The sequence below is a fragment of the Collinsella aerofaciens genome (genome assembly GCF_039062315.1).
Lineage (GTDB): Bacteria > Actinomycetota > Coriobacteriia > Coriobacteriales > Coriobacteriaceae > Collinsella > Collinsella aerofaciens_BG.
Genome location: NZ_JBCJBG010000001.1, coordinates 175,931 through 201,352 on the forward strand (window position 1 = coordinate 175,931; position 25,422 = coordinate 201,352).

22 protein-coding genes and 1 riboswitch are annotated in these 25,422 nt (G+C 57.7%); of the genes, 7 read left to right on the forward strand and 15 right to left on the reverse strand.

The window, feature by feature from the left end; genetic code table 11:
- Positions 1 to 89: 89 nt before the first annotated feature.
- On the reverse strand, positions 90 to 1,277 hold the full coding sequence (locus ABCP74_RS00790; RefSeq protein ID WP_343001024.1) for an N-acetyldiaminopimelate deacetylase: 1,188 nt from the start codon (positions 1,275 to 1,277) through the stop codon (positions 90 to 92).
- A 144-nt stretch (positions 1,278 to 1,421) separates the two neighbouring features.
- Positions 1,422 to 1,590, forward strand: a riboswitch (Lysine riboswitch).
- A 65-nt stretch (positions 1,591 to 1,655) separates the two neighbouring features.
- On the opposite strand from ABCP74_RS00790, the gene dapA reads away from it, so the two are divergent.
- From dapA to dapD, 3 genes are read left to right on the forward strand one after another with little or no spacing between them, the layout of a single operon-like run.
- A complete protein-coding gene (gene dapA / locus ABCP74_RS00795) occupies positions 1,656 to 3,965 on the forward strand; it encodes a 4-hydroxy-tetrahydrodipicolinate synthase (RefSeq protein ID WP_343001025.1) in 2,310 nt (769 codons plus the stop codon).
- Positions 3,958 to 4,698 (forward strand): 4-hydroxy-tetrahydrodipicolinate reductase, encoded by a 741-nt coding sequence (dapB, locus tag ABCP74_RS00800; RefSeq protein WP_172544914.1) that lies wholly within the window; start codon positions 3,958 to 3,960, stop codon positions 4,696 to 4,698. The genes dapA and dapB overlap by 8 nt, the downstream gene beginning before the upstream one ends.
- A gap of 39 nt (positions 4,699 to 4,737) precedes the next feature.
- Positions 4,738 to 5,457 (forward strand): 2,3,4,5-tetrahydropyridine-2,6-dicarboxylate N-acetyltransferase, encoded by a 720-nt coding sequence (dapD, locus tag ABCP74_RS00805; protein WP_217107736.1) that lies wholly within the window; start codon positions 4,738 to 4,740, stop codon positions 5,455 to 5,457.
- Between the two features lie 97 nt (positions 5,458 to 5,554).
- On the opposite strand, the gene ABCP74_RS00810 is transcribed toward dapD, so the two are convergent.
- The 7 genes from ABCP74_RS00810 to ABCP74_RS00840 form a co-directional block, all read right to left on the reverse strand.
- Positions 5,555 to 6,559: a nucleoid-associated protein gene (locus ABCP74_RS00810; protein ID WP_022094136.1), complete on the reverse strand. Its 1,005-nt coding sequence runs from the start codon at positions 6,557 to 6,559 to the stop codon at positions 5,555 to 5,557.
- A 111-nt stretch (positions 6,560 to 6,670) separates the two neighbouring features.
- Positions 6,671 to 7,831, reverse strand: a complete 1,161-nt coding sequence (locus tag ABCP74_RS00815; RefSeq protein WP_006234342.1) for a DUF2974 domain-containing protein — start codon at positions 7,829 to 7,831, stop codon at positions 6,671 to 6,673.
- Between the two features lie 114 nt (positions 7,832 to 7,945).
- Entirely contained in the window at positions 7,946 to 8,896 is a 951-nt protein-coding gene (locus ABCP74_RS00820) for an L-lactate dehydrogenase (RefSeq protein ID WP_117564413.1), read from the reverse strand.
- Between the two features lie 201 nt (positions 8,897 to 9,097).
- Positions 9,098 to 10,261, reverse strand: a complete 1,164-nt coding sequence (locus ABCP74_RS00825; protein ID WP_343001026.1) for a pyridoxal phosphate-dependent aminotransferase — start codon at positions 10,259 to 10,261, stop codon at positions 9,098 to 9,100.
- 118 nt (positions 10,262 to 10,379) lie between these two features.
- Positions 10,380 to 12,380 (reverse strand): NAD(+) synthase, encoded by a 2,001-nt coding sequence (locus ABCP74_RS00830; RefSeq protein WP_343001027.1) that lies wholly within the window; start codon positions 12,378 to 12,380, stop codon positions 10,380 to 10,382.
- A 153-nt stretch (positions 12,381 to 12,533) separates the two neighbouring features.
- Positions 12,534 to 13,718, reverse strand: a complete 1,185-nt coding sequence (locus ABCP74_RS00835; RefSeq protein WP_343001028.1) for an MFS transporter — start codon at positions 13,716 to 13,718, stop codon at positions 12,534 to 12,536.
- Entirely contained in the window at positions 13,696 to 13,977 is a 282-nt protein-coding gene (locus ABCP74_RS00840) for a DUF2087 domain-containing protein (RefSeq protein WP_343001029.1), read from the reverse strand. Before ABCP74_RS00840 ends, ABCP74_RS00835 begins: the two co-directional genes overlap by 23 nt.
- A 494-nt stretch (positions 13,978 to 14,471) precedes the next feature.
- On the opposite strand from ABCP74_RS00840, the gene ABCP74_RS00845 reads away from it, so the two are divergent.
- Together ABCP74_RS00845 and ABCP74_RS00850 are read left to right on the forward strand one after the other, a co-directional pair.
- A complete protein-coding gene (locus ABCP74_RS00845) occupies positions 14,472 to 15,422 on the forward strand; it encodes a hypothetical protein (protein WP_343001030.1) in 951 nt (316 codons plus the stop codon).
- A 136-nt stretch (positions 15,423 to 15,558) separates the two neighbouring features.
- Positions 15,559 to 16,845 (forward strand): hypothetical protein, encoded by a 1,287-nt coding sequence (locus tag ABCP74_RS00850; RefSeq protein ID WP_343001031.1) that lies wholly within the window; start codon positions 15,559 to 15,561, stop codon positions 16,843 to 16,845.
- Between the two features lie 54 nt (positions 16,846 to 16,899).
- Here ABCP74_RS00850 and ABCP74_RS00855 read toward each other — a convergent pair whose 3' ends face one another.
- The 5 genes from ABCP74_RS00855 to ABCP74_RS00875 all read right to left on the reverse strand — a co-directional run bounded on the left by ABCP74_RS00855 (position 16,900) and on the right by ABCP74_RS00875 (position 21,517).
- Positions 16,900 to 17,238 carry a hypothetical protein gene (locus ABCP74_RS00855; protein WP_196022586.1) on the reverse strand — a complete coding sequence of 113 codons (339 nt, stop codon included), beginning with the start codon at positions 17,236 to 17,238 and terminating at the stop codon, positions 16,900 to 16,902.
- 31 nt (positions 17,239 to 17,269) lie between these two features.
- Positions 17,270 to 18,397: a hypothetical protein gene (locus ABCP74_RS00860; RefSeq protein ID WP_148345610.1), complete on the reverse strand. Its 1,128-nt coding sequence runs from the start codon at positions 18,395 to 18,397 to the stop codon at positions 17,270 to 17,272.
- Between the two features lie 280 nt (positions 18,398 to 18,677).
- Positions 18,678 to 20,357 (reverse strand): energy-dependent translational throttle protein EttA, encoded by a 1,680-nt coding sequence (gene ettA, locus ABCP74_RS00865; RefSeq protein WP_055251458.1) that lies wholly within the window; start codon positions 20,355 to 20,357, stop codon positions 18,678 to 18,680.
- 184 nt (positions 20,358 to 20,541) lie between these two features.
- A complete protein-coding gene (locus ABCP74_RS00870; RefSeq protein ID WP_343001032.1) occupies positions 20,542 to 21,246 on the reverse strand; it encodes an SdpI family protein in 705 nt (234 codons plus the stop codon).
- Positions 21,239 to 21,517 (reverse strand): autorepressor SdpR family transcription factor, encoded by a 279-nt coding sequence (locus tag ABCP74_RS00875; protein ID WP_117794490.1) that lies wholly within the window; start codon positions 21,515 to 21,517, stop codon positions 21,239 to 21,241. Before ABCP74_RS00875 ends, ABCP74_RS00870 begins: the two co-directional genes overlap by 8 nt.
- Positions 21,518 to 21,696: 179 nt before the next feature.
- Here ABCP74_RS00875 and ABCP74_RS00880 point away from each other — a divergent pair, with 179 nt between their 5' ends.
- Positions 21,697 to 22,494: a tRNA threonylcarbamoyladenosine dehydratase gene (locus ABCP74_RS00880; protein ID WP_343001033.1), complete on the forward strand. Its 798-nt coding sequence runs from the start codon at positions 21,697 to 21,699 to the stop codon at positions 22,492 to 22,494.
- Between the two features lie 14 nt (positions 22,495 to 22,508).
- Complete coding sequence (locus ABCP74_RS00885; protein ID WP_343001034.1) at positions 22,509 to 23,291, forward strand: TatD family hydrolase; 783 nt, start codon at positions 22,509 to 22,511, stop codon at positions 23,289 to 23,291.
- A gap of 279 nt (positions 23,292 to 23,570) precedes the next feature.
- Here the strand turns inward: ABCP74_RS00885 and ABCP74_RS00890 are convergent, their stop codons facing one another.
- Entirely contained in the window at positions 23,571 to 24,434 is an 864-nt protein-coding gene (locus ABCP74_RS00890; RefSeq protein WP_148332760.1) for a PfkB family carbohydrate kinase, read from the reverse strand.
- Positions 24,435 to 24,448: 14 nt separating this feature from the next.
- Complete coding sequence (locus tag ABCP74_RS00895) at positions 24,449 to 25,417, reverse strand: SIS domain-containing protein (RefSeq protein WP_022094440.1); 969 nt, start codon at positions 25,415 to 25,417, stop codon at positions 24,449 to 24,451.
- Positions 25,418 to 25,422: the final 5 nt, after the last annotated feature.

Below are 25,422 nucleotides of genomic sequence, written 5' to 3' on the forward strand. Positions count from 1 at the left end.
GTTAGTAACGTCAAACGTTTCTATAGACTTACATCTCTATTATATCGTACGTTTGTTCGTGTTTTCTAGAACAAATAGTCCTTCACGCCTTAGTCAAGCGAAAGTAATCGTTTGTAGACATCGAAGCCTTTGAGAAGAATCTCCTCGTCGAAGAGCATGCTATCAGTATGCAGAGCGCTTGTGGCATAAGCGGGGCAGCCATCCGAATCACTCGGGTTGTCTTGGTCCTCTGGCATACCCGTGCCCAGCAGGAAAAACACGCCCGGCAGATGGCGCTGATAGAACGCGAAATCCTCGGCGATCAGCAGCGGCTCGTCCACAAGTTGCAGCTCGGGCAAGGCAGGCGCAATGTGGGCAAACAACTCGGGGTCGTTATCGACTGGCGGATAGCCCTCGGCAAAGTCGAGATCGTACGTACAGTCCGTTGCGGTGCACGCCTCGTCGAGCGCACGGCGTACGCCCTCGCGCGCACGGTCGAACATGGCGTCCGTAAACACACGCAAGCTACCGGCAACATGGGCCTCCCCCGCCACCGCATTGCAGACGGTGCCTGCCTGCAGCAGGCCGAACTTGCCAATGCAGGGCTCATCGGCACCCAACTCGTCCATGAGCTCGCGCTCGGAAACTAAGAACTTGGCCGCTGCCAGCGCGGCATCGTGCGATTCCTCGACTGGAACGCCGTAGGTCTTGGCGATATGGATACTCGTGCCATGGATATGAATGTGCGTCTCGCTTGAGCGCGCCAGCAGCGGACCGGGGCAGCTCGCCAACGTGCCGGCGGGCAGATCGGGCCACACATGAAAGCCAAAAATGCGGTCGGCCCCGTAGCGCTCGAACACGCCGCTCTCGCATACCGTCTTGGCACCACCGGTCGTTTCCTCGGCCGGCTGGAACACAAAGAGAACGTTGCGCCTAATGGCGCCTGGCTGATCGCGAATCGTACGGTCGACATACGTCGCGGCGGCAAGCGCCATGGCCATGTGTCCGTCATGTCCGCAAGCGTGCATCTTGCCGGGATGGGTCGAGGCAAAGGCCGCTCCCGTCGCCTCCGCGATGGGCAGCGCATCCATATCGGCGCGAATCGCCGTGGCATGCGCGGCATCAACGCCGGCGTCGAAGAAAGCACAGACGCAGCTGGGGCACGGATGGGTCACTTCGCAGGTGAGCGGTGCCAGCACGCCCTCGATATAGGCAATGGTTTGCGGAAGATCGAAATCGAGCTCCGGAATGCGATGGAGATCGCGGCGATAGCGACGGAGTTCTTGGAGCTCGGTCATAGAGGATCCCTTCGTGAGGCACATCTGTTGCAACTTATTGTGATACAGGATTGTGGCGCACATGTTTCTAGCATATCCCTGCATTTTTTAAACGTTATATACGAATACTCTTGTTTGGTAAAGTGCAACGTGGTAGGGTCGTTACCACTTGATAGAGGCGCGGGCACGAAGAACCGCGGGCGAGCCGGCAGGCTTTGACCCCGTGGGGAGGCGAAACCCGCCGAACTGGGCTTTTCGGGCACGAACAACCTGGTGGGCCTGCGGGGAACACCCACAGGACTGTCTGCAGCAATGCGGGAGCGCTATCCGGACATGGGGTCCACGCTATGCGGATTCGATGCGCAGATGGCGCCGTCTGGATAGCGAGGTTTACGGGACATGGCATTGACCCCCAACGAGGCGTATGCGGCCAAGCAGCCGTTTGTGGACAAGGAGACGCTCGAGCATATCGTCGAGCAGTTCCCCACGCCGTTTCATCTATACGACGAGGCGGGCATCCGCCGCAACATGCAAGAGGTGCGCGACGCCTTCGCATGGAACCCGGGCTTTAAGGAATACTTTGCCGTCAAGGCCAATCCCAACCCGGCGCTCATCTCCATCCTCAACGAATACGGCTGCGGCTGCGATTGTTCGAGCTATACCGAGCTCATGATCGCCCGCTCGCTGGGCATCACGGGACACGACATCATGTTCTCGTCCAACGACACGCCAGCTGCCGACTTTGAGCTCGCCGAGAAGTTGGGTGCCATCGTCAACTTTGACGACATCAGCCATATCGAGTTCTTTGAGCGCGTTGCGGGGCCCATCCCCAAGACGGTCAGCTGCCGCTTTAATCCAGGCGGCCTGTTCCAGCTCTCCAACGGCATCATGGATAACCCCGGCGACTCCAAATACGGCATGACCACAGAGCAGCTCTTCGAGGCCTTCCGCACGCTCAAGGCCAAGGGCGCCGAGGACTTTGGCATCCACGCATTCCTTGCCAGCAACACCGTCACCAACGACTACTACCCCAAGCTCGCGCGCATCCTTTTTGAGCTTGCCGTGCGCCTGGAGCGCGAGACCGGCGCACATATCGCCTTCATCAATCTGTCCGGCGGCGTCGGCATCCCCTATCTGCCCGAGCAGCAGGCCAACGACATTCACGCCATCGGCGAGGGGGTGCACGCGGCCTACGACGAGATCCTGGTTCCCGCCGGCATGGGCGATGTGGCCATCTGCACCGAGATGGGCCGCTTCATGATGGGCCCCTATGGCTGCCTGGTCACCAAGGCCATCCACGAGAAGCAGATCTACAAGGACTATATCGGTGTGGACGCAAGCGCCGTCGATCTGATCCGCCCTGCCATGTATGGCGCCTACCACCACATTACAGTAATGGGTCAGCCGGGTGGCGACGACAAGACCACAGCGCCCGTCACGGACACCTACGACATCACGGGCAATCTGTGCGAGAACAATGACAAGTTCGCCATCGATCGCGAGCTGCCGCATATCGACATGGGTGATGTGCTCGTGATCCACGATACCGGCGCGCATGGCTACTCCATGGGCTACAACTACAACGGACGTCTGCGCTCCGCCGAGGTCCTGCTGCGCCCCGATGGCGCGGCCGACCTCATCCGCCGCGCCGAGCGCCCGGGCGATTACTTTTCCACGCTCGACGTGCTGCCGTGCGGCCGAGAGCTGCTGGCCAAGTCGCGCGCCGAAAGCGCCCGCCGTCGCGCCCAAGACGAGCGCCTGGCAGTCGCAGCTCAATGGAACAAACGCATCCAGATCGCGGAGGCGAAGGAGAAGAACATGGACATCCGCAATCTCGAGGGCTCAATCGTCGCCCTGGTTACGCCGTTTAAAAAGGACGGCAGTGTCGACTTTGACGCGCTCGAGCGCCTTATCGATTTCCACTTGCAAAATGGCACCGACGCCATTCTCACCCTGGGCACCACCGGCGAGAGCGCCACGATGACCGATGACGAGGACAACTCCGTCGTCGCCGCCGTGGTCAAGCATGTTGCAGGACGCGTCCCCGTCATCGCCGGCTCAGGCTCCAACTCCACGCAGACCATGCTCACCAAGTCGCTTACTTACCAGGGCTTGGGAGCCGACGGCCTGCTGCTCATTACCCCCTACTACAACAAGTCCAACGAAGAGGGTATCTATCAGCACTTTAAGACCGTCGCCGATGCCGTTGACATCCCCTGCATCCTGTACAACATCCCCGGCCGCTGCGGCTGCGGTATCAGCGAGCGCAACGTAGAGCGCCTAGCCGCGCACCCCAACATCATGGGCATCAAGGAGGCCTCGGGCAACGTCGCCTACGCGGCCAGGATCGCCCACCTGCTGTCCGACGATTTCCGCATGTACTCGGGCGAGGATGCACTCACAGTGCCGCTCATGAGCCTGGGCGCTTCGGGCACCATCAGCGTGTGGGCCGACGTGCAGCCGCAGCTTGTACACGACATGTGCCGCGCTTATCTGGACGGCGACGTAGCGCGCGCCCGCGATATCCAGATTGCCGGCCAGCCGCTCATCAACGCCCTCTTTAGCGAGGTCAACCCCATCCCCGTCAAGGAAGCGCTCGCCCAGATGGGCATGATCGAGGCAAACTACCGTATGCCGCTGTGCCCCATGGCAGACGACACGCGAGCCGCACTTACCGATGCTCTGAAGGGAGCTGGTCTACTTGATTAAGACCGTCATTATGGGAACGGGCCGCATGGGCTCGCTCATCCGCACTACCGCCGAAGGCATTGTCGACGCCGCCGGGCAGCCCGTTTTTGATATCGTGGCCCAGATTGGCTTCGATTTGAGCGAGCTCGAGAACGCACCGGCTGCCGACGTCATCATCGACTTCTCGAACGTCGCGACCTTCGACGCCGTCGTCGCCTATGTCGAGCGCACGGGCGCGGCGTTGGTCTCAGGCACCACAGGCTACACCCCCGAGCAGATGGACCGCCTGCGTGAACTGGGCCAGAACACCCGCGTTATGCACTCGGGCAATTACTCCATCGGTATCGCAGCCCTGCGCCATCTGGTAGCGCAGGCTACACGCGAGCTGCCCGGCTTTGACTGCGAAATCGTCGAGACGCACCACAACCAAAAGGTCGACGCCCCCAGCGGCACTGCCAAGCTACTGCTCGACGCCGTCGTCGAAGCCGAGCCCGAGGCAGGCTACCACCCCGTCTATGGCCGCGAGGGCATGTGCGGAGCACGCGATCCCAAGGAAATCGGTATGCACTCGCTGCGCGGCGGCACCGTCGCCGGCGTGCACGAGGTGAGCTTCTTTGGCCAGGACGAGGAGGTCACGCTCACCCACCGCGCCACGAGCCGTCAGATCTTTGTCAACGGCGCCTTGGCAGCCGCGCAGAAGCTCGTCACCCGCGAACCCGGCTTCTATACGTTCGACAAGGTCATGTTTGCCTAACCAGGTATCAACCGAATCCACCCAAAGGAGAGATAGCAAATGAGCAACGCAGCCGAGATGGATGCACAGGAGATTATCAACTACATCGCCACCGCGCCCAAAAAGACGCCCGTCAAGCTGTACGTGCGCGAGAAGCCGGGCATGAAGGTTGCCTGGGGCGACGCACATGTCTACGGCGGCCGTCGCGGCAAGACCGTCTTTGGCGACTGGGACGAGCTCAAGACCATCCTGGACGCCAATGCCGATTCCATCGATTACTACGACGTTGAAAACGATTGCCGCAACTCCGCCGTGCCCATGCTCGACCTTAAGGGCATCAACGCCCGCATCGAGCCGGGCGCGATCATCCGCGACCGCGTCGAGATTGGCGACCGTGCCGTCATCATGATGGGCGCCATCATCAACATCGGCTCCGTTATCGGCGAGGGTTCCATGATCGATATGGGCGCCGTGCTGGGCGGTCGCGCCACCGTGGGCAAGAACTGCCACATCGGCGCCGGCACCGTGCTGGCAGGCGTTGTGGAGCCCGCCAGCGCCACGCCCGTCATCATCGAGGACGATGTCATGATCGGCGCAAACGCCGTGGTCCTGGAAGGCGTGCACGTGGGCAAGGGTGCTGTAGTTGCCGCCGGCGCCGTGTGCGTCGAGGACGTCCCCGCCGGCGCCGTCGTGGCCGGTGTCCCCGCCCGCGCCATCAAGATGCGCGACGAGAAGACCGACAGCAAGACCGGTCTCGAGGAAGGCTTACGCCGGCTCTAGAGGCGTGTCAACCTGCAAGGAAATGCAGTTCTAAGCAAAAAGGCCGAAGCTCCATTGGGGCTTCGGCCTTTGTTTTTCTGCAGCGTCCAAGCGCAGTTTATCGATTCTCAATTGACCCGATGTTCTTGAGCTCGATGGAGATGAGGCCGTTGGGCTCGTTGACAAACTCGATGTACTCAGAGTTCGAACCCATCTCGGCCGGGAAGCTGATCTCGATGCCCGTGTCGGTACGGATCTTGTGGTTGCGCACCGCCGCGCGTTCGACCTGCTTGCGCTCCACGGGCACACGCTCAGGCACCTTCTCCTCAGTCAGTGCCGCGCGCACGCTCTCCTTGATAACCGGCTCGTCCTCAAAGACCTCATCGACGATATCCCAAGGGGGCAGTTCCTCGTCATCCTCAACTTTCTCGGCAACAGCAGCCTTAACCTTGGCGAGTGCTACAGCCGTGTTGGCACCGTGCTCCTCGGCGACTTCCTCGACCACACGCGTCACGGTGTCGATGACCTCCTTGCCCGATACCCCCGTGTCGCACTGCAGCAGGCCATCGGGAATGAGCATGCGATCCTCGCCGGCAATCTTGCGCTTCTTATCCACATAGCCGATCTCCATGGTGCTTGCACGCACGATTGCATAGCTCGGCACCTTTTGCGAGGGATTCGGCAGAATGGCGTAGTGGCGCGCAATGTCGTTGCGCACCTCGCCCTCTTCGCGACCCACCTCGTGCATAAAAGCCTGCTTGGAGCCCAGCAGCATCACGGCAAACCAGCGGGCATCCTCATCGTCATCAAAGTCCGCCACAAGCACGTCAGTGGACTCGGCTTTCTCGGCCTTGGTAAGTTCGGAAGAGATGAACTCCGCAATCTGCTGAGACAGATCCACGAACTCACGCTCACCAAAGAAATAGCCCTTGAGCTCGCCGCCGAATGCGGAGTTCTCGGCAAACGTGGCACGCTTGTTATCAGCCGAGGTACGAGCGCGCCGCAGGTGCGTGGTTACGAAATTACGCACGGTACGACTTTCGATATCGAGCTCGCGCTGGCTCATGACGTTGACGGCAGAGTCAAAGTCCAGGATATGCAGAATCGCGTGATTGATTTTCATATACGGCATTCCGTTCTAGATCGATCTCGGCACGAACCAGTATAGCGGTCGATCCCGCCCCAGGCGCATCGAAGATTGGTGCATCGGGGACAGGTTGCTTTGCACCAATGGTTAGCGCAGGAGCTCGGACTGCCAAGCCTCGAGCTGTTCTGCCAAGCTCTTGCCGGCAGCGGGCATGTCGATCTGGGGACGTTTGGGCAGAAGCGCACACTTAAGAATCGCAACGATAGTCTGCGAGACAAAGCGTCGCGTATCCTTGTCAAAGCCTTGCGCAGCCTGGAGCATCACGGGCAGGCTCTCGCGCAGATTCCCAGCGATATCCGCAAACCGCTCAGCACCCGTAGCCTCAAGCACGGAGAACAACGCATCTACAAAACGCTCGCGCTCGTTAGGCGACACCGCAAGCAGCATCTCGCGAATGGAGCCATCAACGTATCGAGCACCGGCGGACAGGCGCTCACAGTACACGAAGTCGCGACCATCAACCACCCAGCTAAAGGGATTATGCTGAAGCAGGCTGAACTCGGTGCTCTCAACGATGGCATAGTCCTCCTGTGTCTCGAACATCATGCCAAAGATCGACGACCGAGGTAGCGTCTTGTCGATTCGACCGGATAGATCGGCGAAGGCGTTGCCGCTCAGAAACTCCTCGACGAAGCCCGGACCATCATGGGAATACGCCCGTTCGATTCGCTCACGGGCGACATCGGGGCACATCGCCGCACCGTACACCGCAAGGTTTCCACCCTTGGAATGACCTCCGCACAAAAGCGGCCCGTCAATCGCATCCGCCGCCTCGTCTACATAACGCGCCGCGGATTCCTGGGCCGGCACAGGACACCGGAACGCCATGTTAAAGTCCTCTTTCCAGCCCACAATCGTGCTGTCGGTCCCCCGGAAGGCAAGATAGCTAAACCCCGCCGGAAATCGGAACGTCATGGCCGCAAACTGCTCCGTTGTCTCGGCATCACTCACGCTACGATAGCCGCAAACACGAACGCCACGGTAGCGAGGGCTTGCTGCCACAGCCTCCAACAGGGCACGACTCCCCTCCGGATCCCACAGGTCGCCAATCATGTCTTGGTAGCACTCGGCGCGCAGCAGCTCGCGTACGTCTAGGCCCTGCCAGTTCGTCAGCTCCGCCATATCACCCGGCAAACGCAAATAGGACAACCACGCAAAGACCAGGCTGTCCACCGCGCAGAACGGCCGCTCCTCAAACGGATCAAACGCCGTCTGAGCATAGGTCAAAAAATTAGGCGAATCCGACATGGCCCTCCCGTCAGCTGTGGTGCATTGGGGTCAGGTTACTTTGCACCAAAAAGGCGCCCGAGCCGTGTGGACCCGGACGCCTTCATTGTAGCTTTTCGCTCTAGCAAGCTTGATTTAGCAGGAGAAGTCGACGCTGTCGATGATGTCCTTGAGGGCCTTGGCGGAGGCGGTGAGCTCATGCTGCTCGTCATCGTCCAGCGGGACGGGGACGCGGCAGACAACGCCGTCGCGGCCAACGACAGTCGGCATAGAGATGGCAAGATCAGACAGGCCATACTCGCCCACCATGAGCGAGGAGACGGGCAGAACGGTCTGCTCATCGCGCATGACGGCGGTGCAGATACGCTTGACGGCCATGGCGACGCCATAGTAGGTGGCGTGCTTCTTCTCAATGATGGTGTAGGCGGAATTCTTGACGTCCTCGGCGATGCGCTTCTCGGCGGCTTCGTGCTCCAGGTGGCCGTGAAGCTCGCAGAAGGTGTTCAGCGGAACGCCGGCAACCTGAGCGCTGGACCAAGCGACAAACTCGGAGTCGCCGTGCTCGCCCATGACATAGGCCTGGACATCGCGCGGGTCAACCTCGACGTGGGCACCAAGCATCTGCTGCAGACGGCCGGTGTCGAGCACGGTGCCGGAGCCGATAACATGGCCCTCGGGCAGGCCGGACATCTTGATGGCAGCATAGGTCAGAACATCAACCGGGTTGGAGACGATTAGCAGAATGCCGTCAAAGCCAGACTTCTTAATCTCGGGGATAATGGACTTAAAGATGCTGACGTTCTTGTTGACCAGGTCCAGGCGGGTCTCACCTGGCTTCTGGGCAGCGCCAGCGGTGACAACGATCATGGCGGCGTCGGCGACATCGGAATAATCGCCGGCGTAGATCTTCATCGGCTCGGCAAACGTCATGCCGTGCGCGATATCCAGGGCCTCACCCTCGGCACGGTTTTTGTCCACGTCAATGAGGACCATCTCGGAGAACAGACCGCTCTGCATCAGAGCGAACGCCGAAGACGAACCGACGAAACCGCAGCCGACAATAGCGACCTTCTTCTCGTTAACCATTAGAAACTCCCATCTCTCTCCACAAACAAGCCGCCCGGGAACGACCCGAGCGGCTTGCCGTAATCCCAATACATCCAATCGGGACTTTGATTATGCCCCTATTCGCAGCCAAAAATCGACCGTTTACCGAAATTGTTTGCAGTATTCGTAAAATAACTGCACGAAATCGGTTTCGAGCTATTGACGAGTCGAAATTACTTTCTAATACAGGCCCGCCTCGCGAATGGCCTCGACAGCCAAAGCAATCTGGTCGGGCGGCAGGACCAGCGCCATGCGCACGTGTCCCTCGCCCGAAGGACCAAAGCTCGCGCCCGGCGTCACCACAACGCCGGCCTTCTCCATGAGCTCCTCGCAAAACGCCATGGAATCGGTGCGACCACCGGGAAGCTTGGCCCACACAAACATAGAGCCATGCGCGTTGGGACGCTCCCAGCCCAGGCCCTCAAGACCGTCGCACAGGGCATCGCGGCGCTCCTGGTACTTCAGACGCTGCGCCTCGACCTCATCGCGCGGACCGTTCAGGCAGGCGATGGCGGCCTTCTGAATCGGGAAGAACATACCAAAGTCGATCTGGCTGCGCAGCTTGGCAAAGGCAGAGACCACGTCCTCTCGGCCGACCAAAAAGCCGATACGCGCACCGGTGACGTTAAACGACTTGGAGAGCGAGAAGAACTCAACGCCCACCTCGAGCGCGCCGGGATACTGCAAGAAGCTGCCGCCCGGCTCGCCGTCGAACACGATGTCGGAGTATGCGTTGTCATGGACGATGAGCAGGTCGTGCTCGCGGGCGAAAGCGATAATCTCCTCGTAGACCTCGGGCGTACCCACCGAGCCGACCGGGTTCGCGGGCAGCGACACGATCATATATTTGGCACGATCGGCCACCTCGGGATCGATGCCCGCCACATAGGGCAGGTAATTATGCTCGGCAACCAGCGGATAGTATTCGAGCTTGGCATCGGCGATCTTGGCACCCGCCTCAAAGACCGGGTAGCACGGATCGGGAACCAGAATGGTGTCACCCGGATTGAGCAGGGCCAGGCCCAAATGGCCCACGCCCTCCTGCGTGCCGTTGCACGACTGCACCATAGACGGCGTAATGCCCGAAACGCCAAAGCGACGCTCATAGTAATCGCACACGGCTTGCTTGAGTTCGGGCAGGTCGCGCAGGGCATACTTCCACATCTCGGGATCTTGGGCTGCCTGCGTGAGCGCCTCGACCACGTGGTCGTACGGCTTAAAGTCGGGCGTGCCCACACTCATGTTGTAAATGGTCTTGCCCTGAGCCTTCAGCGCGAGAAGCTTGTTGTTGAGCGAGGCGAAGACCTCCGCGCCAAAGCGGTCGAGACGCTGCGATGCCTGCATGGTGCCACCTTTCGATATGAAAAACGCGGCGCTCCGACAAGAGCGCCGCGTGATACGGGCCATCAGATTGCAAAAGTGTAACGCTTGCAACCCCCGTATTGGTTCAATTTAGCCAACCTTAGTCAACTGGATTGAGCGCGTCGATCTGCGCAAGCCACAGACGCGAGCTGGCGTCACTCGGCATACGCCAATCGCCGCGCGGGCTGAGCGTCACCGAGCCCACCTTGGGACCATCGGGCAGGCAGCTGCGCTTAAACTGCTGGGCAAAGAAGCGGCGGTAGAACGTACGTAGCCACGTGTGGACGGTCTTGACATCGTAGACGCCCTCAAAGCTCTTGAGCGCCATGCGGTAGATCTTGCCCGGCTCAAAGCCAAAACGTAGCAGGTAGTAGAGGAAGTAGTCGTGCAGCTCGTACGGGCCCACCAAATCCTCGGTCTTCTGCGCAATCTCGCCGTCGCCCGTGGGCGGCAGAAGCTCGGGGGACACCGGCGTATCGAGGATATCGAGCAAGACCTCGGCAATGCGCCCGCCAAAGACATCGGCGGCATAGCGCACCAGATGGCGCACAAGCGTCTTGGGCACGCTCGCGTTGACGACGTACATGCTCATGTGGTCGCCGTTATAGGTAGCCCAGCCGAGCGCCAGCTCCGACAGGTCGCCCGTGCCAATGACAAAACCGCCAGCCTGGTTGGCCAGATCCATCAGGATCTGCGTACGCTCGCGGGCCTGGCTGTTCTCGTAGGTCACGTCTTGGACGGCCGGATCGTGCTCAATGTCCTTGAAGTGCTGCTCCACAGCCGCATGGATCGAAACCTCGCGAAAGCTCACACCCAAGTCACGAGCGAGCGACTCGGCATTGGACTTAGTGCGGTGCGTCGTGCCAAAGCCGGGCATGGAAACCGCCGTGATACCCGTGCGCGACAGCCCCAGTGCATCGAAGGCACGCACGGTCACAAGCAGCGCTAGCGTGGAGTCCAAGCCGCCCGAAAGGCCGATGACCGCAACCTTGGTACCTGTGTGGGCGAGGCGGGTCTTGAGGCCCGCAGTCTGCAGACCGAGGATCGTCTCGCAGCGCTCGGCCAAGTCGCCGTGGTCGGCCGGCACAAAGGGCGCGCGCGGGAAAACGCGGTCGATATCGCAGGCATCGCGCAGGACGGGAGCCTCGGAGAGCGTGCCCTCAAAAGAGAACTCAATGGTCGTGGCCTCCGGCGCATCGTCCGCGCGCGTCCACGTCGTCGAGCGACGGCGCTCGGCAACCAGACGGTCAAGATCGACGTCGGCCACCGCCATATCGCAGGTGAGGAGCTTCGTGGCGGCGAGCTTGGAGCCGTTTTCGTAGACGAGGTTCTCGCCCGCAAAGACCATGTCGGTCGTGGACTCGCCCTCGCTCGCGTCCGCGTAGGCATAGGCGCAGTACAGGCGCGCGCTCTGGTTGGAGATTAGGCTGCGGCGGTAATCCGCCTTACCGATAATCTCGTCCGAAGCCGACGGATTGAGGATCACCGTCGCACCGGCAAGCGCCATCTCGGTCGAAGGGGGCGCCGGCACCCACAGGTCCTCGCAGACCTCAACGCCCAGCACCATATCCTCGGCACCTTCATCACAGCAGCGGTAGACAAGCCCCGAACCCAGCGGAACCGGACCCTGACCGGCAAACTCGACCCACACGGGATCCGCAGGCGATGGAGCAAACCAGCGACGCTCATAGAACTCACCATAGTTGGGCAGATACTTCTTGGCCGTAAGACCCAAAAGCTCGCCCGCGCAGCACACGGCAGCGCAGTTGTAGATATTCTCGGCAACTGCAACGGGAAGACCGATGGTAAAGACAATCGGCAGATCGCGGGTTTCATCGAGAATGTGCACAAGTGCCGCCTCGCAGGCATGCAGCAGTGTGCGGTTATGGAACAGATCAGCCGCGGTATAGCCAGTCAGATTAAGCTCGGGCAACACCAGCGCGCGAACGCCGCGCTCGGCAGCATCGCGAACAGCCGCCAGCGCAACCTCGGCATTGCCCTCGACATCGGCCACGCGAATCCGCGGCGACGCCGCCGCCACACGCAAAAAGCCATCGTTCTTATTAGCCGAAACGCAGCATTGCCTTGTTGATCTGGACACTGGAGGCCCCTTCTACCCTGAGATTCAGTCTAACGGACGTTCACATATCTCTAACTAGCCAAAGCAACCTCCCAGTTTACTGAGACGCCAGCCTGTGCTAAGAGCATGTATTTCAAAATTAAGGCATATCAACGTCACATCTGCATATCAGCGTCACATCTTTCGCAAATAATTCAATTGAAACACAACTACCATCATAATTGAAAATACACCAAGTCCTGTAACGAGAATTGAGAACATCGCGATGCTCGTGAACAGCGAAACAAGGAGTGTTGAAATAACAACAGCAACCGATTGCAAAGACTCCCTAATTGAAAACAGGCCTATCGATTCAGATCCGTCTCTCGCCAAATCCTGCAGCGATGTTATGAGAAGCACATCTTGAATGGCGTTTCCGGCACCGACGATAAAAAGGAAAATAAACGATATCCCAGACGCATAGCGATAGCCAAACGCCAGATACGCACCGAGCGCAAGATACGTCACAAAACAATATGATTTAACGCAATCGGAACCACTGATTAAACGACCATATATTGTATTTCCGAACAACAGTCCGATTGTAAGACTACTCTGAAGGAATCCGTATTGTATCGATGACGAGTCAAATTGCAATTGCGCTATAGCTGGCAAAAGAGAATTCAGAGAGCCGAATGCCACGCCACTAGAAATATCGATTAATAGGAAACCAATTGCCAAGTGCTTCGCGCTAAGATCGCTAAATGCAGTCCTGTATTTTTCATTTTTGCTTATCCCCTCTTTATCATTAACCTCGATAACCGACGGAACATCTCGCAGCAACCAGAACGACACGGCAAAAGAAAGCGCGTCTAATGCAAGAACAGCCTCCGCCCCAAATTGAGCGACAACAAAACCGCCGGCAACTGGCCCCAGAACCATCATCAAATTCTGCAGAAACCCAAACGAATTATTAATTACGTCGCGATTGATACTATTCGTATTGGCTCTTAACAACGAGTAAAAGCAGGGCATTTCAACCGTTCGGCAAAGCGATACCGCGCACGTAATAGCAAACATACTCCATTTACTATCAACAAAAATATAGCAAACGAATAATCCCGCGCGAATTAAGTCTGCCAATCTCATGGCCTGCAGTGTCCCGATACCCATCTTCTGAGGCAGCTGCGCGAGCGCAACTGAAAACAGAGAGGGGGCAAATCTGCAGCAGACCATCAAAGCAGTTGCAGAAACATCGTGAGTTACCTCGTAAATCAGCATTGGCAAAGCAATATTCGCACACCAATTGCCTATTTCGCTTATCCCTCTAGCAATATATAGGACCCGAATCGGATGGCTAGCTCTCAATACCGTGAACATCACGATTAACCTCGTATTTCAGGCCTCGTTCATCCCTTAATAGGAATCCATAATCAACCAAGTACCGCCTCAACACGGCATAATCAGGATAGAGCTGTGACAGCACACGATTAACCTGAAGCTCCGTATAACTTGAATTTAATTCAAAGAAAGAGACGGCCCATAGCAGCATGATTCTTTTATAGCTTTCCTTTTTTGGAATTGAAACCAGCTCGCCATTCTTGAGAAATCGTTTTTTAAAGTCTATTAGCTCATCCATTCACATCCTCCATTTCATACGCATCTAATACTAAAAATGCATACGCTTTAGGTCATCGCATTCAGCTTCTTTATTCGAACTAAACTCGAACTAATCTAAATTATTTGCTCAAACACTCTTCGAAAGCTCGTTTTTCACTCTGAGTAAAATGCCCTTCCCAGTCAGTCCACGAACAGGAAGGCAACTCACAACGAGCGGAGTCGAAGCCCTCTGCCGTCGGTCGCTCAAAATGTACGATAACCTTTTCGATATCGCCATCTGTAATCAGGTCAGAATGAATGACCTCGGTACCGTCTTCGAATGTCATATACGGGTACATCACGTAAACCACCTTGCAATCGTAAGTCCAGTTTAGCATCAAGCTATTTCGCCAAAGACAGCAAGCCCCCCTTGATGAGTTGATGGTATCTGTTAAATGTCACGTACGATTCACATCTGGTGGGTACCCTGATGGCTGCATGAAACGAAGCAGATTTACACCGGGAGGACCCCGTATGACAACCAAGTACACCGACGCGCCGCGCACGCGCGTCATGACACCGGCATCGCTCAACAACGGCGTTCACGAAAACCATTCCATCGGACAGACCATGGCCATCGCGCCCAAAAAGGGCCTGTTCGATGACATTTCCATTCCTCAGATCATTGCCGGCGCCGCAGCCGCCGCCACGAGCGTGGCGCTTGCCTCCAAGATTGGTATCGCTGGTTCAGTAATTGGTGCTGCCGTGAGCTCGGTCATCACCGTTGTGTCCTCGCAGGTCTACCGCCACTTTATCTCTGCCAGCGCCAAAGCCCTCAAAGGTACGCACGCCGCCGTCGACTACCCTGCCGGCGCCTACGAGCCCGTTGAGTTTAATGCCGAGGAGCACCTAGGCGGCGCCGCGACCACGCAGGAAATGCGCCAGGTTGCGGGACGCGCGACCACGGCACGCGTCGCCCCTAACAGCCTGCGCGCCAAAGCCGCGGCAGAGCGCAGCCAGACGCAAAAGAAGGTCATCATCTTCTCGATCGCCATCGCCATCGTCGCGGTCATCGCCTGCGCCGGCGCCATCCTTATCACCACCGCCGGTGAGGGTCTGGGCGAGCGCCCCGAGCCAATCCTTTCGTCGCGCACGACCGAGAGCGATGCAAATGGCAACACCCAGTCGCAAGATCAGCAGGCACAGGCGGACGGCACGCAAGACAGTTCTACCTCTACCGATTCGTCCTCGAACACCCAAAACCAATCGCAGGGCACCGATTCCTCTACGGCCAACAGTGGCACGCCGTCCGGCACGACCGACTCAAGCCAAACGACTGACGGTTCACAGCCGAGCACGGGCGGCCAGACGAGCGGCACCACTTCGGGAACGGGCACAGCAGACAGCAACAACAGCAATTCGAGTGGCACCACATCGGGCACGACATCTGACAGTTCAAGCCAAGGCACGACATCGGGCAACTAGGCGCTGCATCCCCAGATAGGCAACCTGTACAACGGGCGCGAATCGATAGCGGTTCGCGCCCGTTTGCCTTGGGTGCCGCCATGGCGAACGCTATGCGATGGTAAGATGCTTTACGTGTGTAAAGAGGAGATTTGCCATGAGCAAGACAATAGTTAGGCCCACGCTATCGCTGGGCAACCACATCTATCTGTATCGTCTGCTGCGCGATGCGATTGGATGCGGCAAGCAAACGTTTATGACGCAGGTCGAAGAGGCGCTTGCCGCAGGCGACATGACTGCTTATGACCTGGGCTTTGAGTCCACGCGCGAGCTGCTCGAGGAGCTCGACGACTGCATTAAGCTGACCGTCTTTAAGGGCGGTCGCCTGTATGCCACCGTCATCGCCAACGATGCCTGGGATGCCGCCCTTGCCAAGGGCGAAGACAAGCTCAAGGCCACCAAGGGCGCCAAGCAGTCCTACAAAAAGAAGAAGCGCGGCGAGAAGGACCTGAAGGCCGTGCGCCCCAAGCACGTTAAGCGTCCCGAGCCCGCAGTTGAAGCTGTGCCCGAGCCCGAGCCCGAGATCGAAGTCGCTATTGAGGTAACGGCAGAAGCCGAAACCGAAATCGCCGCCACGACCGATCCCGAAGTCATATCCGAGCAGGAAGTCACTGCTGAGCTCAACGAAGCTCCCAAGTCGACAACCGAAGAAGCCGCTAACCAACCCGAGACGTCTGCGTTCCAAAACAGCGATGTCTTTGGCGACGAGGCCGAGGACGATCAGCCCGCCGATCAAGGCGCTTCCGAGTCGACGCCGGAGCCCGAGACGCCGCAGCCCGCCATCTCGCTCACGGTCGTCTATGACCCCGAGAACGCCAACGCCGGCATCACCACCATGGCATCCACGCCCATCGAGGCAAAGTCGAGCGTCGAGAATGAGAGCGCGACGCAGGTTGAGGTTAAAACTGCAGCCGCAGACGCGCCCGTCACCGTGGAGCCCGCAGATTCCGCGATCAAGCCGGATTCGACGCCGGAGCCCGCACCCGTCATCGAATCCGTGCCCGCCGCTGCTTGCGACCAAATTCCCGCACCGGCACCGTCTCCGGCCCCCGCTGCAGCACCGGCCCCCGCACCCGCAGCACCGACCATCCCCGAGGACTTCCCCGTCGATTTCGCAACCGAGGTCTTCTGCCCCGGCCCGCTTCTGCACCAGTTGTCGACCTATCTCCCCTACGGCGCCGATACCCTCGGCATCGTCGGCGAGTACTACTGGATCGCCCGCGAGCGCGGTACCATCGAGGCCGCGCGAAACCGCGCAAACTTCCCCCTGCGCTACACGCAGGCCGGCGAGCGCCACGAGGTTACCGTGCGCATCCGCCGCAACACCACCGGCGGTCTCGGAGCCGCCTGGACCATCGACAAGGTCGAAGCCCCGGTCGAGTAAAAAACGGCCTCGGATAGCCAATTGACCATCCGAGGCCGTTTGAATTCAGGCCTTTTAGTTGTCATCGGTGCATATAGACACCAGAGAAGCAAGCTCATCCTCAAGTTGCGGAGCAAAGTATCTAAAAGAAACCTGCGCTCCAGTCGGTATCGACTCAATCATATTCGCAGCATTATCTGAAACTCGGTACGATGCAGTTTCACCTGTCTTCAAATCCTCTATTGAGCAGACAGCGTCTTCAGCATCAATCGACCTAAGCACGCCTTTTCCTTGTAACATCACATCGGCATGCCCGCCAGCTATTTCTAATGAACCTGAGTCTGTCGCAGTCACTTCTCCGGAACCTCCGCGCGATATCTCTTCCTTTGTTGAACAGCCCACCAATGAAGCCATCAGCACCAAAGACAGAGCTAGACGAATCGCCCTACTTCGAAAAAGTCGTTCCATAAGTCCACGCATAATAGCTCTGATCATACTTCAGGAAGGATAAAGATGAATTCCAGCCGTCCGCTATGCCAATCATCTGCCTTGTCTCTCCAGTTTTCTTACCAGTAAGTGTGGCGTAAGCCTCCGCTGTTACAGAATGGGCTGATCCGTTGTACAAACTCGCATGTAAAACATTCGGTCTATTAGAGTTAATCTCATTTTGGATGCTCGCGATAGCCGGAGAGGAGACAGTGCGGGCGATAAGAGTACTTCCTCTGCTTGCGCAGTAATTTGTAAACCCCGTTGCACAGGTTGATATCGGCGTTCCACCCAAAACAACGCCGGGAACAGTCTGTTCTTCATCGGAAAGAGCATGGGTATTGGTGTAATTCCATATCTGCATATATTGCGAAGGGTCGCTATATAAATTGGCAATGCCATACAGTTCCGCAACGTTCGAAAAAGCTGTCACCATACAAGCATAGTGGGCGGTAAGCCTCTTAATCTCGCTTTCATCATATGACATAAACTGAGAAATGGAACGAAATCCAGATACTGTGTAATCCTGCATTTGAGTTGCGTAAATTACAACATCGTTCCAGCTTGAAGGTTTATTCGATAAAACGACAGGCCGTCCTTCTATGGAAACAGCCGGGATTGTTCTTCCGCAATTTGTTGTTATTGAACCGTCCAAAGATTGCACGCCGAATTCGAATGGATTGATCATTACGACTGGGTTATTGAACGAATAAGACTCGACACCAAGATCTCCTCCCCGATCCATAGGGCTGACTAAGCCGTCTCCAAAACGATATCCCGTAAGTATTTCATCATCTGAAGCATCTAAAACCAAATAGCCCGCGGCTCTATTGGATGTCACAACCGGAACAATGTAACCAAGCGGGGACCCATCAACATCTACAAAAGGAATAGGGTCAGAAGGCGTATACGAATAGCCGAGGAGTCCCTTTATATATTTATCGGCAAGCTCTTGCGCAATTTCAGAAGTAAATTGTATCTGCTCACCATCAATATTGCCCGTCGAAGCAAAAACCTCTTTCGGACGTGCGGCTAAGGCGACAATTGAAGACGCGACAAGTTGCAGAAAACGACGACGCGAAAGCATATGTTCTTCTTTCTAGAGAAGCGACTAATAAGGTACTCCTATTCTATAATCTTTTTTGTAACGTTACAGCACTGGTTATATTTCAATTCGATTTGCTTATGTCCTTGCAACCCAATGCGGCTTTACGTTTTAAACGGAATTAGAAAATCACTCATAGCAAAAACGGGCTTTAATCCCAAAGAGATGACTTTGATTATGAATCAAACCAGCAGCTAGGGCATAGCTGCAGTGCAATTGCTACAAGAAAGGCCGCCCTTGGTGGCGGCCTTTCTACTTGCTACTAGTCACGCGTCAGCTTGCGGTGAATACGATGCGGCTGGGCTGCGTCCTCGCCCAGGCGCTCGATGCGGTTGGCCTGATAGGCCTCGAAGTTACCCTCGAACCAATACCAGTTGCCCGGATTCTCGTCGGTGCCCTCCCACGCCAGAATGTGCGTGGCGACGCGGTCCAGGAACATACGATCGTGGCTAATGACCACCGAGCAGCCCGGGAACTCGAGCAGCGCCGCTTCGAGCGAGGACAGCGTTTCGACGTCGAGGTCGTTCGTGGGCTCGTCGAGAAGCAGCAGGTTGCCGCCCTGCTTGAGCGTAAGCGCCAGGTTCAGACGGTTGCGCTCGCCACCGGAAAGTACGCCAGCGCGCTTCTGCTGGTCCTGGCCCTTAAAGCCAAAGCTCGCCACGTACGCGCGGCTCGGAACCTCGGTCTCGCCGACCATCATGTGGTCCAGGCCGTCCGAGACGACCTCCCACAGGTTCTTATCGGGGTCGATGCCGGAACGGTTCTGGTCGACGTAAGAAATCTTGACGGTCTCGCCCACCTCGAGCTCGCCCGAAGTCAGCGGCTCCAGACCCACAATCGTCTTGAACAGCGTGGTCTTACCGACACCGTTGGGGCCGATGACGCCCACGATGCCGTTGCGCGGCAGGGTGAACGAAAGGTCATCGATGAGCACACGACCGTCGAACTCCTTGTGCAGGTGATGGGCCTCGAGCACCTTGTTGCCCAGACGCGGGCCCACGGGGATGCGGATGTCGGTCCAGTCGAGCTTCTGGCTTGCGCGGGCCTCGGCCTCCATCTCCTCGTAGCGAGCCAGACGGGCCTTGTTCTTGGCCTGGCGGGCCTTGGGCGAGCTGCGCACCCACTCGAGCTCGGCCTCCATGCGCTTGGCGAGCTTGGCGTCGCGGTTGCCCTGCGCCTCGATACGGGCGGCCTTGGTCTCCAGATACGTGGAATAGTTGCCCTTGTAGGGATAAAGGTGGCCGCGGTCGACCTCGCAAATCCACTCGGCAACGTTATCCAAGAAGTAGCGGTCGTGCGTAACGGCCAGCACTGCACCCTGGTAGTTGTGCAGGAAATGCTCGAGCCACAGGATCGACTCGGCGTCCAGGTGGTTCGTGGGCTCGTCGAGCAACAGCAGGTCGGGAGCCTCGAGCAGCAGCTTGCACAGGGCCACGCGACGGCGCTCGCCGCCGGAAAGTACGTTGACCGGCATGTCGGAATCGGGCAGCTGCAGGGCGTCCATGGCCTGGCCGAGCTTGGAATCGATATCCCAGCCGTCGGCGGCGTCGATCTCGTCCTGGAGCTTGCCCATCTCGGCCATGAGGGCATCCATGTCGCAGTCCGGGTCGCACATCTCCTCGCCGATCTTGTTGAAGCGATCGACCTTGGCGATCATGTCGCCAAATGCCATGCGCACGTTCTCGATGACGGTCTTGTCGTCGTCGAGCGGCGGCTCCTGCTGCAGGATGCCCACGGTGTAGCCGGGGGTGAGCCTGGCATCGCCGTTGGAGACCTCCTCGATGCCGGCCATGATCTTGAGCAGGGTCGACTTGCCCATGCCGTTGGGACCCACAACGCCGATCTTGGCACCGGGGTAGAAGCTCAGGGTCACGTCGTCAAGGATTACCTTGTCGCCATGGGCCTTGCGAGCCTGATACATCTGGTAGATAAACTCCGCCATATGCCTGTTCTATCCTTTCTACCTGCTGTTTCCCTATTCTTGATTCGCTTTAGCGGAAACGAAATGAGGAAACCAGCTCTGAAACTTAACGAAAAAGGGGCATGGTTGCCCACGCCCCCTAATACTACCTGGGAAAAGTCCCCCTTAACACACTATGAACTGCGTACGCTAGTTTTCCGCAACCTTAGCGAACGGCTCGCTGCGATTTGCGCCACAGCAGATACGAGTAGACGTAGACGGCTCCGACCGAACCAAACGCCAGAACCGCAATCACCGCGGCGACGACTTCACTCGAAAGCACCGCACCCGCCACGCCCATCACAATCAGGCCAACACCCAGCACCATAAAGCAGGCACCGCCAAAGCGCTGCGTACGGCGCCAGTTCTCAGGATCGGCAAGTGCCCAGGGCGTCTTGATACCGAGCGTATAGTTCTGCTTCACACGCGGCAAGTAGTTGCCTACGCCGATGAACAGCAAACCGATAGCACCGGAAATCAGCACGTTGACCGAACCGACCGCCGGCACCACGCCCCAGACCGTAAGCTCACCCAACCAGCTTATGGCACACATGAACAAGGTGAAGGCGATTACGAAGCCCTGGTAGAACTTGCCCGAGGTTCGATATGCCTCACCTTTGGGATCGATGCGCGGCACCACGCAGAACATTGCAAGAAGTGCCAGAGGCAGCACGCCGAGCGCGGAGGCCATCCAGCTAGGGCCCCAACCGTCGACGGCGCCGTTCGCTCCCCAGTGCGTGGGAATCTGCGCAGGCAAGCTCGGCATCACCATGAGGTGCGCTACGACATTGGCGACGCACAGAGCGACCAGCGCAATCCACACGCGCGACGATACCCCCGTGGGGTGAATGCCCTTGTTTTCGTTATTCATCCTTATCACCTTCCGTGTTTGTAAAGCCCATAAACCAGCCAATTAAATCCTGCATGACGGTGGTGTTTAAGCTGTATACGATGTTTTGGCCATGGCGCTCGTCGGTCACCAACCCGGCGTTTTTGAGCGTCGCCAAGTGATGGCTCAGCGACGGCTTACTGATATCGAAATGCTCGGCAAGCTCCCCCGCTGTGCAATTGCCCTCGCGCAGCAGTTCCAAAATGTGACGCCGTGTAGGATCGGCAAGCGCCTTAAAACCCTCTCCCGGCATAAGACCACCTCTCATCATCTCTCATGACGTGCATACTATACTCGATATTTAGATGTTTGTCTAACTATCTAACCGCAATGCTTCAAACCACATCAAAGCAAACGCCATCGCAGCCTATGGGCGATTACCTATAATGGCGATAGCTAGAACACGATTCACTTCCCCATCGGAGGATGTCTATGGCAGAAACCGCAGCCGCAACTCCCATCGAGACACGCGACACCAAGCTCGAAATCATCATGGGCCGCGAGGCGCTCGACAAACTCGCCGATGCTACGGTGCTGGTGCTCGGCTGCGGAGGCGTGGGCTCCAATTGCTGCGAGGCACTTGCCCGCGGCGGCATTGGTCATTTTGTAATTCTGGACAAGGACATCATCGCGCCCAGCAATATCAATCGCCAGGCCATCGCCTTTCACAGCACCGTCGGCAAGCGCAAGGTGGACGTGATGGAAGCCATGATTCGCGATATCAATCCCACCGCCACCGTTATCAAACGCACCGAATACCTGCTGAGCAACAACATCGACGAGTTCTTCGCGAGCGTTTTGGAGCAGACGGACGGCAAGCTCGACTACGTCGTCGACGCCATCGACACCATCTCGGCCAAGCTCACCATTGCCAAATATGCTCAGGACCACGACATTCGTTTGGTTAGCTCCATGGGCGGGGCCAACAAGCTCCATCCCGAGTGCCTCCGCTTTGCCGACATTTTCGATACGGTACGTGACCCCATGAGCCGCATTATGCGCAAAGAATGCAAGAAGCGCGGAATCAAGAGCCTACACGTACTGTTTAGCTGCGAGGAATCGGTTAAGACACAGCCCCGCGACCCTTCCAACATCCACGAGCGCACCGAGTTGGGCACCGCCAGCTTTATGCCGCCCATCATGGGCCAGATGATCGCCGGCGAGGTTATCCGCCAGATCAGTGGCCGCGGCACCGAGCGCGTGCGCGCCGATGGCCAGCGCCTGGACTAGCAGGATGCCCTACGATGGAACCGCGATTCTTTGACGCGCATTGTCACCTTGACTTGATGCTCAGCCCCGATGCTGCAGCCAGTGAGTCGGCGGCATTGGGTCTGGGGCTCTTTGACTGCGGCGTCAATCCACGCGACTTTTCGGCCGCTAACGAGCGCGCCCGTCGCCAACCAGGCATCATCGCCGGCATTGGGCTCCATCCCTGGTGGCTCGCCGACGGCCGCTGCGGTCCTGCCGAAGTCAATCTGCTTTGTGAAGTTGCTGCCCAAGAGCGCTATATCGGCGAGGTCGGGCTCGACTTTTCCGCGCGTTTTGCCGGAAGTGAGCCGCTACAAATACAGGCATTTGACCGGCTCTGCGATACACTCGTGCAGCATCCTCTTACTGGGCGCGTGATATCAATTCACGCCGTTCGTTCAGCAGGAGCCGTACTGGACGTCCTCGAATCGCATGGACCACTCATCCCAAACTCCGACTCCCCCGTTATCATCTTCCACTGGTTTAGCGGCACTTCGGACGAACTCGTCCGCGCGCGTAATGCGGGCTGCTATTTTTCCGTCAACGAACGCATGCTCGCCACCAAGCGCGGTCGCGAATATGCCCGACAGATTCCACTCGACCGTCTACTGCTCGAGACCGATGCGCCAGCCGAACCAAACACAGAAACAAGCGCGCAGTCGCTCATCAGATCACTCACAAGGACCTCAGAACGCATCGCCTCGCTCAAAAACTGCGACGCAAAGCGCATCGAGTCGGCAGTTTTAGCAAATTCACGCTCTGTTTTTAGCCTTCGCTGACCCCTGTGGTCAAAAAATGTCAAATATGAGTACTGTTACCGAAATGGATACATTACTTTGAGCTTTCCGACCACCAGAATGATCTACGATTGTCCATTAACTAACACTTTTACAGTCATTCCTCCTACATTTTCGCAAGTTTAAACCCCTCCAAACGCTTAAATCACGTCTGAAGGGGTCAATTATGCTGCGACTAAATTAGTCACAGTACTCATATTTGGCATTTTTTGACCACCGAGTCACAGGGAGGCACTAATGCAGCTCCCTGAGCCCGCTCGGCTATTCGGAAATCGGCGCCCCGTGGCCCCAAGAGCCTTCCATGCCGCATACGGTCGAGGCAAACCTGGCCGCGAAGTCAAGCGCCCGCTCAATAGCCTCAGAACCATCCTCACCGCGCTTGGCGGAATCGAGATAGCACATCAAAAACGAGGTGAGGAACGAGTCGCCCGCCCCCATGGTGTCCTTCATGTCCGTTACCGGTTTAGCCAGCTGGCGGTAATAACGCTCGCCGTCGTAAGCAATGCAGCCCTCGGCGCCCGCCGTAGCCGACACAAAACGCGGACCCAGGCCCTTCACCCATGCCAGACGCTCGCGAATCTCGTCCTCACTCGCGGCATCCGCCGCACTAAAGAAAGCGAAATCGACGTAGGGCGCAATCTGCTCGTAGTACTCGTCGGTGGAGTCGTCCGAAAAGTCAAAAGAGACCGTGACGCCCGCAGCCTTCAGCTTGGGCAGCTCGCGCTCGGTAAAGCAATAGTTGCCCGAATGAACCACATCGAACTGCTTCATGTACGAAAGGTCAAAGCGATCGAGGACATAACGCGCATCGCCACGGATACCGCCCTCGTTGGAGCCGAGGAAGACACGGTCACCGTCAACGACGGTCACGCGAGCCGCTCCGTTCTCGCCAATCATCTGCTCGCACTTGTCAAGCTCGATACCCTCATCCTCGAGGCTTGCAATGACATGCTCGGCAGCGGCATCATTGCCAAAAATGCCCATGTATGCGGAGCGTGCGGCACCGCATTTCTTGGCATAAACGGCGAAGTTCACCGCATTGCCGCCGGGATACATGGTGTGGATATGCTCGTAGCGATCGACGACGTTGTCGCCAAATCCGAGCGCGTTAACGTTAAATGCCATGGCCTTTGCTCCTTCTAGTACTCGACAACACCCATATAGCGACGGAAATCGGGATCGTGATCAAACACCTTGCCGCGTGCGGCACGCAGCTCGCAGTTCATGGCGTAGAACAGCACCGGGTCCAGATAGGCACGGACGCTCGCCGGCACGGCTTCCATACCGTACTCCTTGGCATCGAGCACCATCAGCGTATCGGTATGCGTCTTAAGGAACGCCAGGGCGCGCTCGTCCATAGCACGGCACTCGCTGGAGCCCATCTGCAGGAAGTAAAAAACGCCATCCTGAGTAGCCTCGAAGGGGCCGTGGAAGTACTCGGCAGAGTGGATGTAGCTGCAGTGCTGCCACTGCATCTCCATAAGAGAGCAGATAGCGAAACCGTAGGTCTGGCTAAAGTTGGGACCGCTGCCCAGAATATAGAAGAACTCGTGCTCCTGGCAAAGCTTGGCAAAGCGATCGCCCAGCTCGGCATTTACCTTCTCGCGTGCCGGGGGAAGAATCTTATCCATCTCGGCGATACCGGCATACATATCGGCAAGATCGGCGTAGCCCTCCTGCTGATCGAGCAGCTCGGCCGCAAGCGACAGCGAAATGCCAGCGGGGACCTCAGCCTGCGGCACGCCCTCGCCCCACGGGTAGACCCACGTGGTCCACTTGCCGGAGTCGATCTTGGATCCAGCGTTGTCGGTCTGGGCGATCACCGTAGCGCCGGCAGCAAGGGCAATCTCGCAGCCCTCGACGACCTCAGGGGTGTTGCCACTGTGGCTACAAGCGATGACCAGGGACTTCTCGCCCAGACGACGCGGACGCATGATATCGAACTCGCGAGCCGTATAGATATACGAAGTGAAGGTGGTTGCCTCGCGCTGCAGAAGCTCATGGGCCGGGATCAAATCGATCATGGAGCCACCGCAAGCAATCCAGTAGACGCTGTCGAACTTGCCCTTCTCGGCAATTGCCTCTTTGATCAGATCGTGTGCGTTCATATCCA

Excerpts from the sequence above, each read along its gene's own strand:
- ABCP74_RS00790 (WP_343001024.1), bottom strand. The coding sequence starts at position 1,277 with ATGACCGAGCTCCAAGAACTCCGTCGCTATCGCCGCGATCTCCATCGC.
- dapA (WP_343001025.1), top strand. The coding sequence starts at position 1,656 with ATGGCATTGACCCCCAACGAGGCGTATGCGGCCAAGCAGCCGTTTGTG.
- dapD (WP_217107736.1), top strand. The coding sequence starts at position 4,738 with ATGAGCAACGCAGCCGAGATGGATGCACAGGAGATTATCAACTACATC.
- ABCP74_RS00810 (WP_022094136.1), bottom strand. The coding sequence starts at position 6,559 with ATGAAAATCAATCACGCGATTCTGCATATCCTGGACTTTGACTCTGCC.
- ABCP74_RS00815 (WP_006234342.1), bottom strand. The coding sequence starts at position 7,831 with ATGTCGGATTCGCCTAATTTTTTGACCTATGCTCAGACGGCGTTTGAT.
- ABCP74_RS00820 (WP_117564413.1), bottom strand. The coding sequence starts at position 8,896 with ATGGTTAACGAGAAGAAGGTCGCTATTGTCGGCTGCGGTTTCGTCGGT.
- ABCP74_RS00825 (WP_343001026.1), bottom strand. The coding sequence starts at position 10,261 with ATGCAGGCATCGCAGCGTCTCGACCGCTTTGGCGCGGAGGTCTTCGCC.
- ABCP74_RS00835 (WP_343001028.1), bottom strand. The coding sequence starts at position 13,718 with ATGTTCACGGTATTGAGAGCTAGCCATCCGATTCGGGTCCTATATATT.
- ABCP74_RS00840 (WP_343001029.1), bottom strand. The coding sequence starts at position 13,977 with ATGGATGAGCTAATAGACTTTAAAAAACGATTTCTCAAGAATGGCGAG.
- ABCP74_RS00845 (WP_343001030.1), top strand. The coding sequence starts at position 14,472 with ATGACAACCAAGTACACCGACGCGCCGCGCACGCGCGTCATGACACCG.
- ABCP74_RS00850 (WP_343001031.1), top strand. The coding sequence starts at position 15,559 with ATGAGCAAGACAATAGTTAGGCCCACGCTATCGCTGGGCAACCACATC.
- ABCP74_RS00855 (WP_196022586.1), bottom strand. The coding sequence starts at position 17,238 with ATGGCTTCATTGGTGGGCTGTTCAACAAAGGAAGAGATATCGCGCGGA.
- ABCP74_RS00860 (WP_148345610.1), bottom strand. The coding sequence starts at position 18,397 with ATGCTTTCGCGTCGTCGTTTTCTGCAACTTGTCGCGTCTTCAATTGTC.
- ettA (WP_055251458.1), bottom strand. The coding sequence starts at position 20,357 with ATGGCGGAGTTTATCTACCAGATGTATCAGGCTCGCAAGGCCCATGGC.
- ABCP74_RS00870 (WP_343001032.1), bottom strand. The coding sequence starts at position 21,246 with ATGAATAACGAAAACAAGGGCATTCACCCCACGGGGGTATCGTCGCGC.
- ABCP74_RS00875 (WP_117794490.1), bottom strand. The coding sequence starts at position 21,517 with ATGCCGGGAGAGGGTTTTAAGGCGCTTGCCGATCCTACACGGCGTCAC.
- ABCP74_RS00880 (WP_343001033.1), top strand. The coding sequence starts at position 21,697 with ATGGCAGAAACCGCAGCCGCAACTCCCATCGAGACACGCGACACCAAG.
- ABCP74_RS00885 (WP_343001034.1), top strand. The coding sequence starts at position 22,509 with ATGGAACCGCGATTCTTTGACGCGCATTGTCACCTTGACTTGATGCTC.
- ABCP74_RS00890 (WP_148332760.1), bottom strand. The coding sequence starts at position 24,434 with ATGGCATTTAACGTTAACGCGCTCGGATTTGGCGACAACGTCGTCGAT.
- ABCP74_RS00895 (WP_022094440.1), bottom strand. The coding sequence starts at position 25,417 with ATGAACGCACACGATCTGATCAAAGAGGCAATTGCCGAGAAGGGCAAG.